Source organism: Gloeomargarita sp. (assembly GCF_053491055.1).
The window spans coordinates 1-14386 of sequence record NZ_JBRCEP010000051.1; the positions used below are offsets into that span (position 1 = coordinate 1).

Here is a 14386-nt window from a genome sequence, read left to right on the forward strand (position 1 = left end):
TAAGAGTTTATCAGAAAACGTTCGCCAGGTAGTTTTGATCCCCGCCCAGAAGCAGTACAGTATGCCTACAAAACCCCGGCAAACCCCCAACCAGGAAAAATCTTTTTTGGTTAGTTAGCTCGCGGGGGTGTGGGGGTGGATAAGCCCCGCACGGTACCGGGATACAGCCACCCCCACGTGGTAGAATAGGGTTGGCTATACAAAACGGCGTTGCCGGAATCTGGTATGGCTACGCGGTGGGACATCCCGTGTCTGCTCGCAGAGGGTTCTTGCAGAAGCTCCCCGTTGAAGCGAGAAGTCCGCTCTCTGTCCGTAGGACGAGAGACGGGAGTATGCCACTTTTAAGGGGTGTCTGTCCCCACCAGGGGTTTTTTGTCTAGCCTGGCTAGCGGGCGCCCTACAATATTGCTATTGCAGACAACTCCCAATCATGCGGGCGCCCGGTCTGCGGTGCAAAACCCATGAGTAGTCCTTGGTGGTTGCCCTGGTGGATTGCCCTGGGGGCGGTAGCGGGGGCGTTGTGTCGCCATTACCTGATCGTGGGGTTGGCCGCACGCTGGGGCACCCATTTCCCTTGGGGCACGCTGCTGGTGAACCTGTCGGGGTCGTTTTTGATGGGGTTTTGCGCCTCAGTGCTCAAGCAACCTCTGTCCTGGGCGCATGGGCTGGTGACGGTGGGGTTTTTGGGGTCCTATACCACCTTTTCTACCTATACGTTGGATACCTCCCGCCTGTGGCGGCAAAAGCGTTACGGCACCGCCTTGGTGTATTGCCTCGGCAGCGCCGTAGGTGGCTTGCTGGGCGCCGAACTGGGCATCGCCTTGGCCCAATGGCGTTTATTCGGCTAGGGGGAGTTCCTGGCATTGGGGCAAAAAGACAGCTTCCACCGCCGGGAGGCTGCCCAGCCACCGTTGTGCCCGCCGGGCAAAGACCTGGGGAGAACCACTGACCCCAAAGCGCACCCTGCCGCTGCCATGATGGCGCAACCCCAGGGCATCCAATTCCTGCGCCGCGGCCCGCACCAAGGCGGTGGCCGGGTCAATGCGTTGCACGTGGGGGGGAAGCAACTCGGCAATCAGGTCATCCACCAGGGGGTAGTGGGTGCAGCCGTAAATGAGGGTGTCCACGTCCACGCTCAACAGGGGGGCCAGATACCGGCGCAGGAGCCGTCGTGCCGCCAACGTATGACTGCGTCCTTGTTCAATCAACGGCACCAGTTCGGGACAGGGCACCTGCCAAACGCCCGCCTGGGGGCACGCCTCCCGAATGGCGCGGGGATAGGCCCCGCTTTGCACCGTCGCTGGCGTCGCCAACACCCCAATGCGCCGCCCGGTTTGCACCGCTGCCCGCGCCCCCGGCAGAATCAAGCCCAAAATCGGCCAGGGAAATTCCCGCTGGAGTTGCTCGAGCACCAGCGCCGAACTGGTATTGCAAGCCACCAGCACCATCTTGACGCCCTGTTCCCCCATCCAGGTGAGAATTTCCCGCCCAAAGGTCAACAGTTCCGCTGCCGTGCGCGTCCCGTAGGGCACCCGCGCCGTATCGCCAAAGTACAGCACCGGCTCCTGGGGTAACTGCTGTTGCACCGCCCGCAGGACGGTTAACCCCCCCAAACCGCTGTCGTAGATGCCAAGCCAGTTCATCGCCGCACTCGGAGATAGCGCCCAATCCCCTGAGCAATTGCCTGGGCCATCGCCCGCCGGCCCTCCGCACTGGCCAACCGCGCCGCATCCGTCGCCCCCGTGACATACCCGACTTCCAACAGCACCGAGGGCATGTCTGCGGGGGTATGGCGGATCACATAGAACCGCGCCTGCCGTACCCCCCGGTCCGGTGCCCCACTGGCTTGCACCATCGCCCGGTGTAATTCCCAGGCCAACCCGTAACTGGCGGGATAGAAATAATAGGTCTCAATGCCATTTACATCCGGGCGGCTGAGGCTCAGGGCATTGGCGTGAATACTGATAAAGAGGGTGGCATTCACCCGGCGAGCCAGCGCCACCCGCGGTTCCAACCCCAAATCCACATCCGCCGTGCGGGTCAGCACCACCTGCACCCCCTGCTGTTCCAACAGCGCCGCCACCTGCCGGGCAATATCCATAACCACATCCTTTTCCCGCAGACCGCCAATGCCGATGGCACCGGGGTCGGGGCCGCCGTGCCCTGGGTCAAGCACCACCACCGCCCGTCCCGGCGTAGGTTGGGGCGGGTTCCACGTGGGATAGCCAGGCCGGGGTACCGCCACAGGAGGCGTTGCGCCAGACCGACGGTTTAACCACCGCGCCAAGGGAGACAGGGTTGCGGTTGGCGCCGCCGCTGGCAGCAATTGCACCGCCAGCAGGTGGGGACCCAACTCCTGAATGCCAATCACCCGCATCTCCGGGGAGGGACGCCACAAAAGATGCACCTGCTGCCCCACCGTTTCCACCGCCACCTCCAGGCCGGAAAGCTGTTTTAGCCCCTGTTCTGCCTGAGGAGACAGACGCACCGATTCCAACACCAGCCGCAACGAAGCAAAACTTAAGCCCGGTTCCCGCTCCCAACGCTGGCTGTAGGTGAGGGGACGGTTGGCACGGATCAGCACCTGTTGGTGGGCGGCATCCCATTCGACCCGTTCTATCAGCGTCGTCCCAGGCCGCAGACGGGGTAAAACCGGTGCCGTCACCGCTTCTGGGCCATAGCTGGGCTTTTGGGGCAACAGGAGAATGTCATTCCCCTGGAACGTAGCCTGCCAATCCGGGCTCTGGCTATCCACATACAGGGTCAAGCGGCTCACCGCGGGATTGCCCGCCAGGGGCTGTGCCTGGAACCGCAAGACGCCCAGATGAGCTAAATTCAAAAGCTCGGTCTGGAATTGGGGCGCTAAGCTGGCGGGAATATCCACCCAAATTTCCTGGCGGTCGGGAGAACGCCGCACCTGCACCGCTGCCGTATTGCCCCGCAGCCGCAGGGCCAGCCCCATTTCCGTCACCTGCACCCCTTCGAGCACAGCCGCCTGTGTCGCCATTTCCGGGGAGGGCATGCGGGCCAGGGTGCTGGGCAAGGCGATCACCCATTGATTGCCCCCCATCCGGCGCGGCTGGATGTGCTCCGGGGTGAGGACATAATCCGGGTACAGTTCCACCACCAGACGGGCGGTCTGGGGGTCAAATTGCCCAAGACGTATCTGCCGCACTGGGGATTCCCGCCCCCAGGTCTGGGGAATATCCTGACGTTCCGGGGAGCGACCCAAGACCGTGCCCGGCAAATCCACCACAATCCGGGGGGGGTCGCTAAGAATCTGTACTTGGGGTTGGGTGGGCAAGGCGGTGCGAAATTCCAAACGGTGACCGACAAACCGCCAGCTCAGCAGGGTATTGGCCTGGGCCGGTGCAGCCAGTAAACAGCATCCCACTGCACCCATCACCCACACAGACCGTACCGCTGTCATGCCTCACACCCCTGGGTCGTTCCCCCAAATTTTAACCAAAAATGTAGCACTTGCCAGCCTTTGCCCGCCTCAGACGGGATTAACCGCCGCTTGGCACCACCCAAGGCAGGGATTGGGGAATAAACCGCTGCCAAAACTGCCAAGCGGTAGCGCGCGCCAGCACCCGTGTCCTCAAGGACTGCCAGACCCCTGGGTTCAGTTCCCGTTCTGGCTGTTGCAGGGTTTCTAAAAAAGTCTGCCCTGCCAGATGGGTGAAGTAGGCGGCGCTGAGGGCTTGCACCGCACTCCCCAACCCGTAGGTTGCCACCTGGGATTTGAGCCAGAGGCTCGCCAGCCGGGTAACCGCTTCGACGGCTCCCATCTGCAATAACATGGCTCCCAGGGCGCGTACCATGTCTTTAGCTTGGTTGAGGGTCAGGGGTCGGCGGTACACCTGCGCCAAATCCACCAACATCTGGGCGTTGATCGCTCCTGTCGCCAACAGGTCAAGACTGGCTACCGGATTGACGCCTGCCCACACCGCCGCCCACACCTGGTAACGATGGATCACCCGCCGCGCCTGCTGCTCGCGATAGGTTTGTTGCCGTTGTTTTATATCGGTTTGCAACCCCTGCCCCCGCCGCACCACCGCTTGGTACTGCCAGTGGGGTTCTTGGCAGCGCTGCGTCAACCACTGGGCGAGTTCATCCAGGACAGGTGGTGGGATTTCCCATGACTCTTCCCAAGAACCGTCCGGCTGCATACGCCGCACCAGAATCGCCGGCGGTTGTGGGATAACCGTCACAACCGGTTGGGTGTACCCCAGAGCCTGCAATTGGTCCACCAGGGCGGCGTATTGGTCCGTGGCCTGCCAGGGGGGAGCGCACCACACCACCTGCACGGGCTGGTCTTGGCGGCGATAGGCAGCAAGGGTTTGGGTTTGGGCAGGCGTCAAGGGGGCATCCACCCCATACACCACCCAGGCGGGGTAGGCCGTGTCGGTGGGAAATTCCTCCGGAAGCAGGGGCGTATCGGTCAACGTACCGGCCCAGGCCAAAGAAAAAGGCATTTCCAGAGCTTGGCAACACTTCTGGTAAGCCGCCTGCAAATCCGCTTGGGGTTCTCCCAGTTCCTGTTCCAGGTCTTTGAGTTCTTGAGCCACCCGTTCCAGGTAACCCAGTACCGCGGTCCGGGTTAAACGGGGATGTGCAGGGGGGGCAGCCACCTCTGGCGTCCGTCCAGACCAACGCTGCCGCAGCAACAAAAGCACCAAAACCGCACTGACCAGCCCCATACCCACGCCCAAGCCATGTCCCAGCCCTTGCCAGGCCAGCAGCAGACTACAGCCCACCAGCCCAACGGCCAACAAAGGATAACGCCCCAATTGTCGTCCCCACCCAGCCATAACACCTAGGGAAATGTCCTTTTTAAGGATATGTACCATTAATTGGCTGGAGAACTTCTAGGAATGAGCGCGTATTTTGGGGAAATTTCATCAGCCAGGCAAAACCATCCCATGGAATACCCTGACCTGGTGTTGGCTCACAACACAGCCCTGGGAGAATTTATCTCCAAGCCATCGCAACCCTCCTGCACATCCGCACCAATCATCGACGCACTTTCTCAAAAATACGGCCATCCCACCCCACGAAAAAACCGCAATTTTGCCGCACCAAACAAGGGGCAGCCTTTCTGGAACCCCCAAGGATTTGCATCACAATTGCAGACGTGATCACGTAATCACCGTTGGCCGCTCCATACCCGTTATCTCCCGCAATCCTGCCACCTGGTCAGCAATCGCAATCAATTCCGCCAGCGCCACCTGGGCATCCAGCCCCTGTTTGTGGACATCTGGTTCATAACGTTCCATGTACACCCGCACCGTCGCCCCCTGCGTGCCCGTCCCGGAAAGGCGGTAAATCAGACGCGAACCGTCGGTAAAGCCAATGCGTATCCCCTGGTGTTCGCTCACACTGCCATCAACCGGGTCCTCGTAACGAAAATCATCCGCATATTGCACCGTGTAATTGCCGAATTTTTGTTGCGGTAAACGGGGGAGTTTATCCCGGAGGTTTTGCACCAGACGTTCGGCGCGCTCCGGGTCAACCCCTTCGTAGTCATGGCGGGAATAATAATTGCGGCCATAATGGCGCCAGTGTTGCGTTACCAATTCGGCCACCGATTTTTGGGTTACCGCCAAGATATTCAGCCAAAACAAAACCGCCCACAACCCATCTTTTTCCCGCACATGATTCGAGCCGGTGCCAAAACTTTCTTCCCCGCACAAGGTAACGTAATTGGCATCCAGTAAATTACCAAAAAATTTCCAGCCCGTTGGCGTTTCATAGCAACGAATCCCCAACTTGGCGGCCACCCGGTCCACCGCTTGACTGGTGGGCATCGAACGCGCCACTCCTACTAAACCATCCCGATACCCTGGCACCACCTGAGCATAGGCTGTTAATAACGCTAGGCTATCACTGGGGCTGACAAAAAAATTGCGCCCCAAAATCATATTGCGGTCCCCATCTCCATCGGAAGCTGCCCCAAAATCCGGTCCCTGGTCGTGAAAACACCGTGCCACCAATTCATGGGCATAAACCAAATTGGGATCGGGATGTCCCCCCCCAAAATCCTCCAAAGGCACCCCATGGATCACTGTGCCTACCGGTGCCCCCAACATCTGCTCGAAAATGCGTTGGGCATACGGCCCCGTGACCGCGTGCATGGCGTCAAAACAGAGGCGAAATTGGCCGTTGGTTAATAATTCCCGCAACCGGTCAAAATCAAATAATTTCTGCATCAATTCCGCATAATCGGCAACCGGATCGATCACCTCCACCTGCATGGTGCCCAACTGCGTAACCCCCAGTTTGTCTAGGTCCACATCCGCCGCCTCTAAGATTTGGTACGACTCCAGCCGCTGCGTATGTTCGTAAATGGCCGCCGTGACTTTTTCCGGTGCTGGCCCCCCATTGCTGATATTAAATTTCACCCCAAAATCCGCATCCGGCCCCCCCGGATTATGGCTTGCAGACAGAATAATGCCGCCAATGGCACCGTATTTGCGAATCAAACAGGAAGCCGCAGGTGTCGATAAAATCCCTCCCTGCCCCACCAAAACCTTACCAAACCCATTGGCAGCGCACATTTTCAAGATGGTTTGAATCGCCGTGCGGTTATAAAAACGACCATCTCCCCCCACAACCAACGTCGCCCCCTGACGCTCTGGCAACGTATGAAAAATCGACTGGATAAAATTCTCCAAATAATTGCGTTGCTGAAACGTTTTGGTGGGCTTACGTAACCCCGAAGTTCCCGGTTTTTGCCCGGCAAATGGTTGCGTCACCACAGTATGAATGTTCATCGTTGTATGACCTCACAGCAGTCTAGGGTTTAGGCGTGTAACGAATTTCATGGGGGCAAGGGCGACCCGCCGCGAAATCACTGATATTGCTGATGGTTATTTTAGCAATATCCGTGAGCGCTTCCTGGGTAAAAAATGCCTGATGCCCCGTCACCAAAACATTGGGAAACGTCAACAACCGTTGAAACACATCATCTTGGATGATCTGGAAGGATAAATCCTGGAAAAACAAGCCCTCCTCCTCTTCATAGACATCCAACCCCAAGGCGCCAATTTTTCGGGATTTTAACCCTTCAATCACAGCTTCCGTATCAATTAACGCCCCCCGACTCACATTGATTAAAATCACCCCCGGTTTCATTTTGGCCAGCGCCGCCCGGTCAATCAAATGATAGGTTTCGGGTAATAAAGGGCAGTGCAGGGAAATAATATCTGACTGGGCATAAAGTTCATCCAAACTGACGTATTCAGCACGGTTCAATTTGGGGAAATTAGGATTAGGACAGGTATCATACCCCAACAGCCGACAGCCAAATCCCTCTAAAATTTGGGCAAAAACCATGCCAATTTTCCCCGTGCCAATGATCCCCACCGTGCGGGCGTGCAGGTCAAACCCCAACAGCCCATCCAGGGAAAAATTGCCCTCCCGCACCCGGTTGTACGCCCGGTGATATTTGCGACTGAGGGTTAAGATCAAACCCACGGCGTGTTCGGCGACCGCGTAGGGGGAATAGGCCGTCACCCGCACCACCGTTAACCCCAATTCCCCAGCCGCTTGCAAATCCACATGATTAAACCCCGTACACCGCAGCGCTATTAATTTCACCCCACATTGGCGAAGAATTTCTAACGTCGCCCGGTTCAAAACATCATGCACAAACACACACACCGCCGGGGCATCCCCCACCAGGGTGGCCGTGTTGGCATCCAACTTAGTGTCATAATAAACCAATTCATGCCCCACGCCCGCATTCGCCGCATTGAGAAAGTGTTTATCGTAGGGCTTGGTACTAAAGACAGCTACTTTCATGCACGATTGCTCCCCCACCCATCCCAACAAAAAAGCGGGGGAGTGAATTGTTCCTCCCCCTGACATCGCGCTTTAGAAAGGCCACCGCCAGTTGGCGATTTCGGGCATATCCACCCCATGTTGATAGGCGTAGTTGCGACAGTCAATCTGCATATTCAGGAATTTCTCCTTCGCATGCGCCCCCGCCACCTTCAATTTGGGCACCCGATTGATCACATCCATCGCCAGCGTAAACCGGTCAATGTTGTTGGCAATTGCCAACTCCATCGGGGTATTGATGCTCCCCTTCTCCTTATAGCCCCGCACGTGCAAATTGTGGTGATTGTGCCGCCGGTAGGCTAAGCGGTGGATCAACCAAGGATAGCCGTGGAAATTGAAAATGATCGGCTTATCCAGCGTGAACAAACTGTCAAAATCCTGGTCGCTCATGCCGTGGGGATGCTCACTTTCCGGTTGCAGACGGAACAAATCCACCACGTTGATAAACCGGATTTTCAAATCGGGAAATTCCTCGCGCAACAGCGCCGTCGCCGCTAGGGCTTCCTGGGTGGGAATGTCCCCGCAGCCAACCATCACCACGTCCGGTTCACTGCCCTGGTCGTTGCTGGCCCAATCCCAAATGCCCAGCCCTTTGGTACAGTGGCGAATGGCCTCGTCCATATCCATATACTGCAGGTGCATTTGCTTGTCGGAGACGATCACATTCACGTAATCCTTACTGCGCAGGCAGTGATCCGCACAAGAAAGCAGGGAATTCACATCCGGGGGCAGATAAATCCGCGTCACCCGCGAACTCTTATTCACCACCACATCCAGAAAGCCGGGGTCCTGGTGGGTAAACCCGTTGTGGTCCTGCCGCCAAACGGTGGACGTAATCAACAGATTCAAAGAAGAAATCGACTGCCGCCAGTGAATGTGATGGCACATATCCAACCATTTGGCGTGCTGGTTGAACATGGAATCAATCACATGCACAAACGCCTCGTAGGTGGAAAAAAAGCCATGCCGCCCGGTCAACAAATACCCTTCCAACCACCCTTCTAAGGTGTGCTCGCTCAGGTATTCCATGACCCGGCCATCGGTTGCCAACTCGCCCCCGTCCGCATCCTCCGGGAAATACTCGGCAATCCAGAACTTTTTGCTCACCTCATAAATCGCATCCAGCTTGTTCGAGGTGTTTTCATCCGGCCCAAACACCCGGAAATGGTGCGGATTCAAGGCCATCACATCCCGCAAAAAGACCCCCAGGGGTTTGGTGTTCATGGCCGCGACGGTCGCCGGTTTGTCCACCTTTATGGCATATTTGGGGTCGCGGAAATCCGGCATCCGCAAATCCCGCCGCAGTAGGCCCCCGTTGGCATAAGGGGTCGAACCCAAGCGTTTCGTGCCGGTGGGCGCCGCCGCCATCACCTCCGGTCTGGGTGCCCCCTGTTCATCAAACAGCTCCTCCGGTTTGTAACTCCGCAGCCAGGCTTCCAAAACGCGCAAATGCTCTGGGTTATTTTTGACGTCTGCCAGCGGCACCTGGTGCGCCCGCCAAAACCCCTCAATTTTCTTGCCATCCACATAGGCCGGACAGGTCCACCCTTTGGGCGTCCGCAGCACAATCATCGGCCAGCGGGGACGCAGGGCCTGCCCGGTCGAGCGGGCTTCCGCCTGAATCCGGTGAATCTCCGTAATACAGTGGTCTAGGGTCGCCGCCATCGCCTGGTGCATGCTCTCTGGTTCAGAACCCTCCACGAAATAGGGCGTATAACCGTAGCCCCGCAAAAGCGCCTCCAGTTCCTCGTGGCTAATCCGCGCCAACACCGTTGGGTTGTTGATCTTGTAGCCGTTCAGGTGCAGGATGGGTAGCACCGCCCCGTCCCGCAGCGGGTTAATGAATTTATTGCTATGCCAGGCCGTCGCCAGGGGGCCCGTTTCCGCCTCCCCATCCCCCACCAAGGCCGCCACAATCAGGTTCGGGTTGTCAAAAGCCGCCCCGAAGGCATGGGACAGGGCATAGCCCAACTCGCCGCCTTCGTGAATCGAACCGGGGGTCTCCGGCGTACAGTGACTGCCAATGCCGCCAGGGAAAGAAAATTGCTTGAAAAACCGCTTCAGCCCGGCCTCGTCCAGACTGCAGTTGGGGTAAAACTCGCTGTAGCTGCCCTCAAGGTAGCAGGGGCCAAGAAACCCCGGCGCCCCGTGCCCCGGCCCCACAATGTAGAGCATATCCTGGTCAAATTTTTTAATCACGCGGTTGAGGTGCGTATAGACAAACGCAATCCCCGGACTCGACCCCCAATGCCCCAACAGACGGTTTTTAATGTGCTCTGGCTGCAACGGCTGGCGCAACAGGGGATTGTCCTGCAAATAAATCATCCCCACAGCCAAATAGTTGGCCGCCCGCCAATAGGCATCCATTTGGTGCAATTCCTGCGGCGACAAAGGCGTACCGGTAATGGTGGAACGGGCAGGCCCAAAAGCGCTCAGATTGCCCACTTCTGGCTTTGTCGGCGTCGTTACCATAGCAAATTCCTCAAAAGTGTTTTCCGGTAACCGTTTTGGGCTAGGTTTTGGTACTCACTAGCCACCCCTGCTAACACTCTAGCCCCCCTCGTGCGGAACACGGGTGTAATTTATACGGGTTTAATGTTTCGGAACCACCGCCACGCCTAGGCGGCCATCTTGACGGCTTTGCCGATGTACATGACATCCAGGTCATCGTTGATTTGCACGGCAAAGGGGCGGCGGGCAGCCCGTTGGAATCCAGACCACACCAGGGCCACCAAGGTATGGGGATTGCTGCCGTTGGTAAGGTCAAAGCCCCGGCAGATGATCTCCCCAAAACCACTCTGGCGCAAACAGGCGGTGAGTTCGGCAGGGGTAATGAACTTTTCCCAATCGTGAATCCCCTGGGGAATTTGGCGCAAGAGGTCCTCCAGCAGCCAAATCATGAGGATTTTGGACTTCCAGGTGCGGTTAATCGTATCAAACAAAAACAGCCCCCCTGGTCGCAGCACCCGCCCGCATTCCCGCACCACCTGCGCCACATCCTGCACGTGTTCGAGCACATCCACGCACACCACCACCTGAAATTCCCCGTCCCCAAAGGGCAGCGCCTCGCCCACCCCTTGCCGGTAGTCAATGGTCAGCCCCTGGGCGCGGGCGTGTTGTTGGGCCACCGCCAGGGAGCGGGGGGAAGGGTCCACGCCGGCAACCAGCGCGCCCCGTTGGGCGAGAAATTCACAGGTCAGGCCGCCGCCACACCCCACATCCAAAACCTTGATGCCCCGCCAATCCGGTACGTATTGGTCGAAAAACTGGAACCGACCGGGGTTGAGGTACTGTAACAGGTTCAGGGTGCCCCCTGGCTGCCACCATTGGTCCGCATGCTGGTCGTAGTAGGCTAGGTCATTGCGGCGCATGGGCAGGATAATGGTTCCGGTCGCTTCTATTACGTCCGTATGGTGTGGCTTGCTGGCGGGGTCAGCGCCCTAGCCCTCGTCCTATGGCTGGGGCTGTGGTGGGGACGGGGTGGGTTTTGGCGGGCCGACCAGGTATTGCCTGCCCAACCGGAGCCGTTGCCCCATTGGCCGGGCGTGGCGGTGCTGATTCCGGCGCGCAACGAAGCCGATTCCCTGCCCCACACCTTGCCTTCCCTATTCCAACAGCAGTACCCAGGCGTTTGGGACATCTGGTTGGTTGACGACCAAAGCGAAGATGGAACCGCCGGGGTTGCCATGGCCCTGGCGCAGCAGTTTGGGGCCACAGCACGGTTGCACATCCTCACAGGCGCGGCCTTGCCCGCAGGATGGTCCGGCAAACTCTGGGCTTTGGAGCAGGGCTGGCAGGCCATCCAAACGCAGGAGCACTACACGTACATTCTGCTTACAGACGCCGATATTTGCCATGCCCCGGACAGTTTGCGGCAGTTGGTCACCCAGGCGGAAACCCAGCAGTTAGGGCTGGTGTCTTGGATGGTGCGTTTGCGCTGTGTGTCCTGGTGGGACCGGCTGCTGATTCCGGCGTTTGTGTTTTTTTTCCAGAAACTGTATCCGTTCCCCTGGGTGAATGACCCGGCCCACCCGACGGCGGCGGCAGCAGGAGGTTGTATTTTGTTGGCCCGCCCTGTGCTGGCGCAATTGGGGGGCTTTGGCAGTCTGCGGGGAGCGTTGATTGACGATTGCACCCTAGCGCAACGGGTCAAAGGGTTGGGGGTGCGGATTTGGCTGGGGTTGACCCGCACAACCTACAGTGTGCGTCCCTACGGCACATTAGCCAGCGTTTGGGCGATGGTGACCCGCACAGCCTTTACCCAACTGGGTTACTCGCCGTGGTGGCTGCTCGGGACGGTGTTGGGGATGGGAATTATCTACCTCTGGCCGCCGGTGGGGTTGCTCTGGGGGCTGGTTTGGGGTAACCCCTGGCTGGCCGGGGTGAACGCCCTGACCTGGGGACTGATGAGTTTTCTGTACGGGCACACGTTGCGTTGGTATGAACTACCGCCGGTGTGGGGCAGCACCTTGCCCTTGGCCGCCGGGTTGTACACCCTGATGACCCTGGATTCGGCCCGCCGCTATTGGCAGGGACAGGGCAGCGCTTGGAAAGGACGGGTTTATCCCAAGGGCAGACGAGGTTCCTGAGGACAGGCAGAATGCCCATTGGCGGCGGCCACTTCCGGCGGGTTTTCAAGGGTCAGCACCTGGGGACGCGCCTGGCAAATTTCCCAGGTGATCCCTTCGGCCTGCTCCCCCAACAGGTCCTCTAAATAACCCGGTTGCGCCGCTGCCGCCTCCTCCCGCGTGGCAAAAGGCCCGAAGTAGTATTCACAGGCAGGACGGGTAGTGCGAATCTTTACCCACCAGGCCAACCCAACCCGCTCCAATACGGACGTGAACAATTCCCGAAACGAATCTCTGAATCTCATACAAACATTCCACCCACTACGCCACTGCTTGCGCCGCCCAACCCCTTACCAAAACCGTTTTACCTAGATTCTACCGAAAGTGATACTAAATTTTTGTAATTATTCTTAAAGTTTTGTAACGATTTTAAGAAGCGTACCCATCACCAGCCGGTATCAATCGGGTAGTTTGGTGAGGAGGCGGGCGGGGGGCTGTTGGCGGCGGACTTCGTAGAGGGCGATGGCGCAGGCGACGGCGGCGTTGAGGCTAGGGGTTTGGCCGCTCAAGGGGATGCACAGGGAAACGTCGCAGTGGCGGCGCAGGTTGAGGCTGAGGCCTGTGCCTTCCGAGCCGACCAAAAGGGCAACGGCGCGGGCAAATTCCACTTGGTCCAAGCGGGTGGTGGCTTCGGGGACGAGGGCGTAGCTCCAGAAACCGGCAGCTTTGAGTTCTTCGAGGGTGCGGCTGAGGTTGACGACCCGGACGATGGGCAAATGGCTCAGGGCACCGGCGGCCACCTTGGCCACGGTACTGGTCACACCAACGCATCGCCGCTGGGGAATGATAAGGCCCTGACCGCCGAAGGCTTCGGTGGTGCGAATGAGGGCGCCCAGGTTTTGGGGGTCCATGATGCCCTCGGCGATGACCACCAGCGGGTGGGGGTGGGACTGGATGTGGGCGAGAAACTGGGGCAAATCCCAGTAGCGGTAGGCAGCCACTTGGGCCACGACGCCCTGGTGTTTGGCGCCCTGGGTGAGCTGGTCCAGGCGGGTGCTATCTACCTGGTCAATGACGGTGCCTTGGGCCTGGGCTTGCGTCAGCAGGGGTTGAAAGCGGTGGTCGTAACGCAGGGAAGGAAGAATCCAGACCCGGTTGAGGGGTTGTTTTTGTTCGAGCGCCGTGAGTACCGTATGCCGCCCGTAAATATAGTCGGGCAGGTCGGGGGGGGTGTCCCGGTCAGGTTTGGGGGGCGGTGTCTGCGGAGCACGGACGGGGCGGGGGGTCTTTGTGCTCAGGACAGGCCGTTTGCGGGGACGGGGCAAGGCAGACATGGCAGGAGCCAAACGACGGCAACATACTACTCTAGCGGTTTAACGACGGTTCAGGGAAAGGGAGTGCCTCTTATTGCTGAAGGCAATGGCCGTATCCCGCCTTAATCATCTTGGCAACCGCCCTGTACATTTCCCAAGGCGGCTGTTAAGCTAAGCAATAAAGAATCGCTGGCTTGTGAGGAGTAATAGGCGATGAAAGGCATCCAGTACGGGGTGATGGTGGCCGTTGGGGTGATGGGTCTGGTGGGTGCTGCCCCGGCCCTATATGCGCAAGTGGAACGTTCGATTGAATATCAACTTGCCTTCCTCAGCAGCGACCAATCCAACCCGACTGTGGCTTCTGCCAATTCGATTGCGCGGTTTCGGGTAGTTTTGGATGAATTGTCGGTGCATTACCAGCAATCTCGCGAGGAAATGGGGTATGCCGCCATTGCCATCTGGAAAAAACTCCAAGAACAAAAAATCAGTGCCAGCCTGATTGAAATGCTCGATGGCATGAATTTAGTTGCAAGTGGCGAAACGGGTAAACAGGATTTCTTGCGGAATTTAACCCTGTACTACGCTTTGCGCAGCCGGGGACTGTCCCACAAGCAAACCCTGCGCCAAATGCTTTTGCTTACAGCGACAAAATAAGACCAT

13 protein-coding genes are annotated in these 14386 nt (G+C 58.3%); 4 read left to right on the plus strand and 9 right to left on the minus strand.

From position 1 onward, the window contains the following. The first annotated feature begins 461 nt into the window (after window positions 1-461). On the plus strand, window positions 462-848 hold the full coding sequence (gene crcB, locus ACWISF_RS05830) for a fluoride efflux transporter CrcB (protein ID WP_448380654.1): 387 nt from the start codon (window positions 462-464) through the stop codon (window positions 846-848). Here crcB and murI read toward each other — a convergent pair. The 3 genes from murI to ACWISF_RS05845 all read right to left on the minus strand — a co-directional run bounded on the left by murI (window position 837) and on the right by ACWISF_RS05845 (window position 4814). Beyond that, complete coding sequence (gene murI, locus ACWISF_RS05835; RefSeq protein ID WP_448380655.1) at window positions 837-1643, minus strand: glutamate racemase; 807 nt, start codon at window positions 1641-1643, stop codon at window positions 837-839. The two genes, crcB and murI, sit on opposite strands and share 12 nt — an antisense overlap. Beyond that, complete coding sequence (locus ACWISF_RS05840; RefSeq protein ID WP_448380656.1) at window positions 1640-3430, minus strand: N-acetylmuramoyl-L-alanine amidase; 1791 nt, start codon at window positions 3428-3430, stop codon at window positions 1640-1642. The genes murI and ACWISF_RS05840 overlap by 4 nt, the downstream gene beginning before the upstream one ends. Before the next feature lie 79 nt (window positions 3431-3509). Further along, window positions 3510-4814 carry a DUF697 domain-containing protein gene (locus ACWISF_RS05845; RefSeq protein WP_448380657.1) on the minus strand — a complete coding sequence of 435 codons (1305 nt, stop codon included), beginning with the start codon at window positions 4812-4814 and terminating at the stop codon, window positions 3510-3512. A gap of 63 nt (window positions 4815-4877) precedes the next feature. Between ACWISF_RS05845 and ACWISF_RS05850 the strand changes: the two genes are divergently transcribed. Beyond that, the gene (locus ACWISF_RS05850; RefSeq protein ID WP_448380658.1) at window positions 4878-5141 is read left to right on the plus strand and encodes a hypothetical protein; all 264 of its coding nucleotides are present in this window, start codon (window positions 4878-4880) and stop codon (window positions 5139-5141) included. Here ACWISF_RS05850 and ACWISF_RS05855 read toward each other — a convergent pair whose 3' ends face one another. The 4 genes from ACWISF_RS05855 to ubiG all read right to left on the minus strand — a co-directional run bounded on the left by ACWISF_RS05855 (window position 5142) and on the right by ubiG (window position 11216). Next, a complete protein-coding gene (locus tag ACWISF_RS05855) occupies window positions 5142-6776 on the minus strand; it encodes an alpha-D-glucose phosphate-specific phosphoglucomutase (RefSeq protein WP_448380659.1) in 1635 nt (544 codons plus the stop codon). Window positions 6777-6798: 22 nt separating this feature from the next. Continuing rightward, window positions 6799-7806 carry a 2-hydroxyacid dehydrogenase gene (locus ACWISF_RS05860; RefSeq protein WP_448380660.1) on the minus strand — a complete coding sequence of 336 codons (1008 nt, stop codon included), beginning with the start codon at window positions 7804-7806 and terminating at the stop codon, window positions 6799-6801. A gap of 72 nt (window positions 7807-7878) precedes the next feature. Beyond that, on the minus strand, window positions 7879-10317 hold the full coding sequence (locus ACWISF_RS05865; protein ID WP_448380661.1) for a phosphoketolase family protein: 2439 nt from the start codon (window positions 10315-10317) through the stop codon (window positions 7879-7881). A 146-nt stretch (window positions 10318-10463) separates the two neighbouring features. Beyond that, complete coding sequence (ubiG, locus tag ACWISF_RS05870) at window positions 10464-11216, minus strand: bifunctional 2-polyprenyl-6-hydroxyphenol methylase/3-demethylubiquinol 3-O-methyltransferase UbiG (protein ID WP_448380662.1); 753 nt, start codon at window positions 11214-11216, stop codon at window positions 10464-10466. 39 nt (window positions 11217-11255) lie between these two features. On the opposite strand from ubiG, the gene ACWISF_RS05875 reads away from it, so the two are divergent. Next, window positions 11256-12434, plus strand: coding sequence for a glycosyltransferase (locus tag ACWISF_RS05875; RefSeq protein WP_448380663.1), 1179 nt, complete (start codon window positions 11256-11258; stop codon window positions 12432-12434). Here ACWISF_RS05875 and ACWISF_RS05880 read toward each other — a convergent pair. Next, window positions 12407-12718, minus strand: coding sequence for a DUF1816 domain-containing protein (locus ACWISF_RS05880; RefSeq protein WP_448380664.1), 312 nt, complete (start codon window positions 12716-12718; stop codon window positions 12407-12409). The genes ACWISF_RS05875 and ACWISF_RS05880 overlap by 28 nt on opposite strands. Window positions 12719-12871: 153 nt before the next feature. Continuing rightward, window positions 12872-13747, minus strand: a complete 876-nt coding sequence (gene rlmB / locus ACWISF_RS05885; RefSeq protein ID WP_448380665.1) for a 23S rRNA (guanosine(2251)-2'-O)-methyltransferase RlmB — start codon at window positions 13745-13747, stop codon at window positions 12872-12874. A gap of 192 nt (window positions 13748-13939) precedes the next feature. Between rlmB and ACWISF_RS05890 the strand changes: the two genes are divergently transcribed. Then, window positions 13940-14380, plus strand: a complete 441-nt coding sequence (locus ACWISF_RS05890) for a hypothetical protein (protein ID WP_448380666.1) — start codon at window positions 13940-13942, stop codon at window positions 14378-14380. Window positions 14381-14386: the final 6 nt, after the last annotated feature.

Coding starts and splice junctions, on each gene's coding strand:
- crcB (WP_448380654.1), top strand. CDS start 462: ATGAGTAGTCCTTGGTGGTTGCCCTGGTGGATTGCCCTGGGGGCGGTA.
- murI (WP_448380655.1), bottom strand. CDS start 1,643: ATGAACTGGCTTGGCATCTACGACAGCGGTTTGGGGGGGTTAACCGTC.
- ACWISF_RS05840 (WP_448380656.1), bottom strand. CDS start 3,430: ATGACAGCGGTACGGTCTGTGTGGGTGATGGGTGCAGTGGGATGCTGT.
- ACWISF_RS05845 (WP_448380657.1), bottom strand. CDS start 4,814: ATGGCTGGGTGGGGACGACAATTGGGGCGTTATCCTTTGTTGGCCGTT.
- ACWISF_RS05850 (WP_448380658.1), top strand. CDS start 4,878: ATGAGCGCGTATTTTGGGGAAATTTCATCAGCCAGGCAAAACCATCCC.
- ACWISF_RS05855 (WP_448380659.1), bottom strand. CDS start 6,776: ATGAACATTCATACTGTGGTGACGCAACCATTTGCCGGGCAAAAACCG.
- ACWISF_RS05860 (WP_448380660.1), bottom strand. CDS start 7,806: ATGAAAGTAGCTGTCTTTAGTACCAAGCCCTACGATAAACACTTTCTC.
- ACWISF_RS05865 (WP_448380661.1), bottom strand. CDS start 10,317: ATGGTAACGACGCCGACAAAGCCAGAAGTGGGCAATCTGAGCGCTTTT.
- ubiG (WP_448380662.1), bottom strand. CDS start 11,216: ATGCGCCGCAATGACCTAGCCTACTACGACCAGCATGCGGACCAATGG.
- ACWISF_RS05875 (WP_448380663.1), top strand. CDS start 11,256: ATGGTGTGGCTTGCTGGCGGGGTCAGCGCCCTAGCCCTCGTCCTATGG.
- ACWISF_RS05880 (WP_448380664.1), bottom strand. CDS start 12,718: ATGAGATTCAGAGATTCGTTTCGGGAATTGTTCACGTCCGTATTGGAG.
- rlmB (WP_448380665.1), bottom strand. CDS start 13,747: ATGTCTGCCTTGCCCCGTCCCCGCAAACGGCCTGTCCTGAGCACAAAG.
- ACWISF_RS05890 (WP_448380666.1), top strand. CDS start 13,940: ATGAAAGGCATCCAGTACGGGGTGATGGTGGCCGTTGGGGTGATGGGT.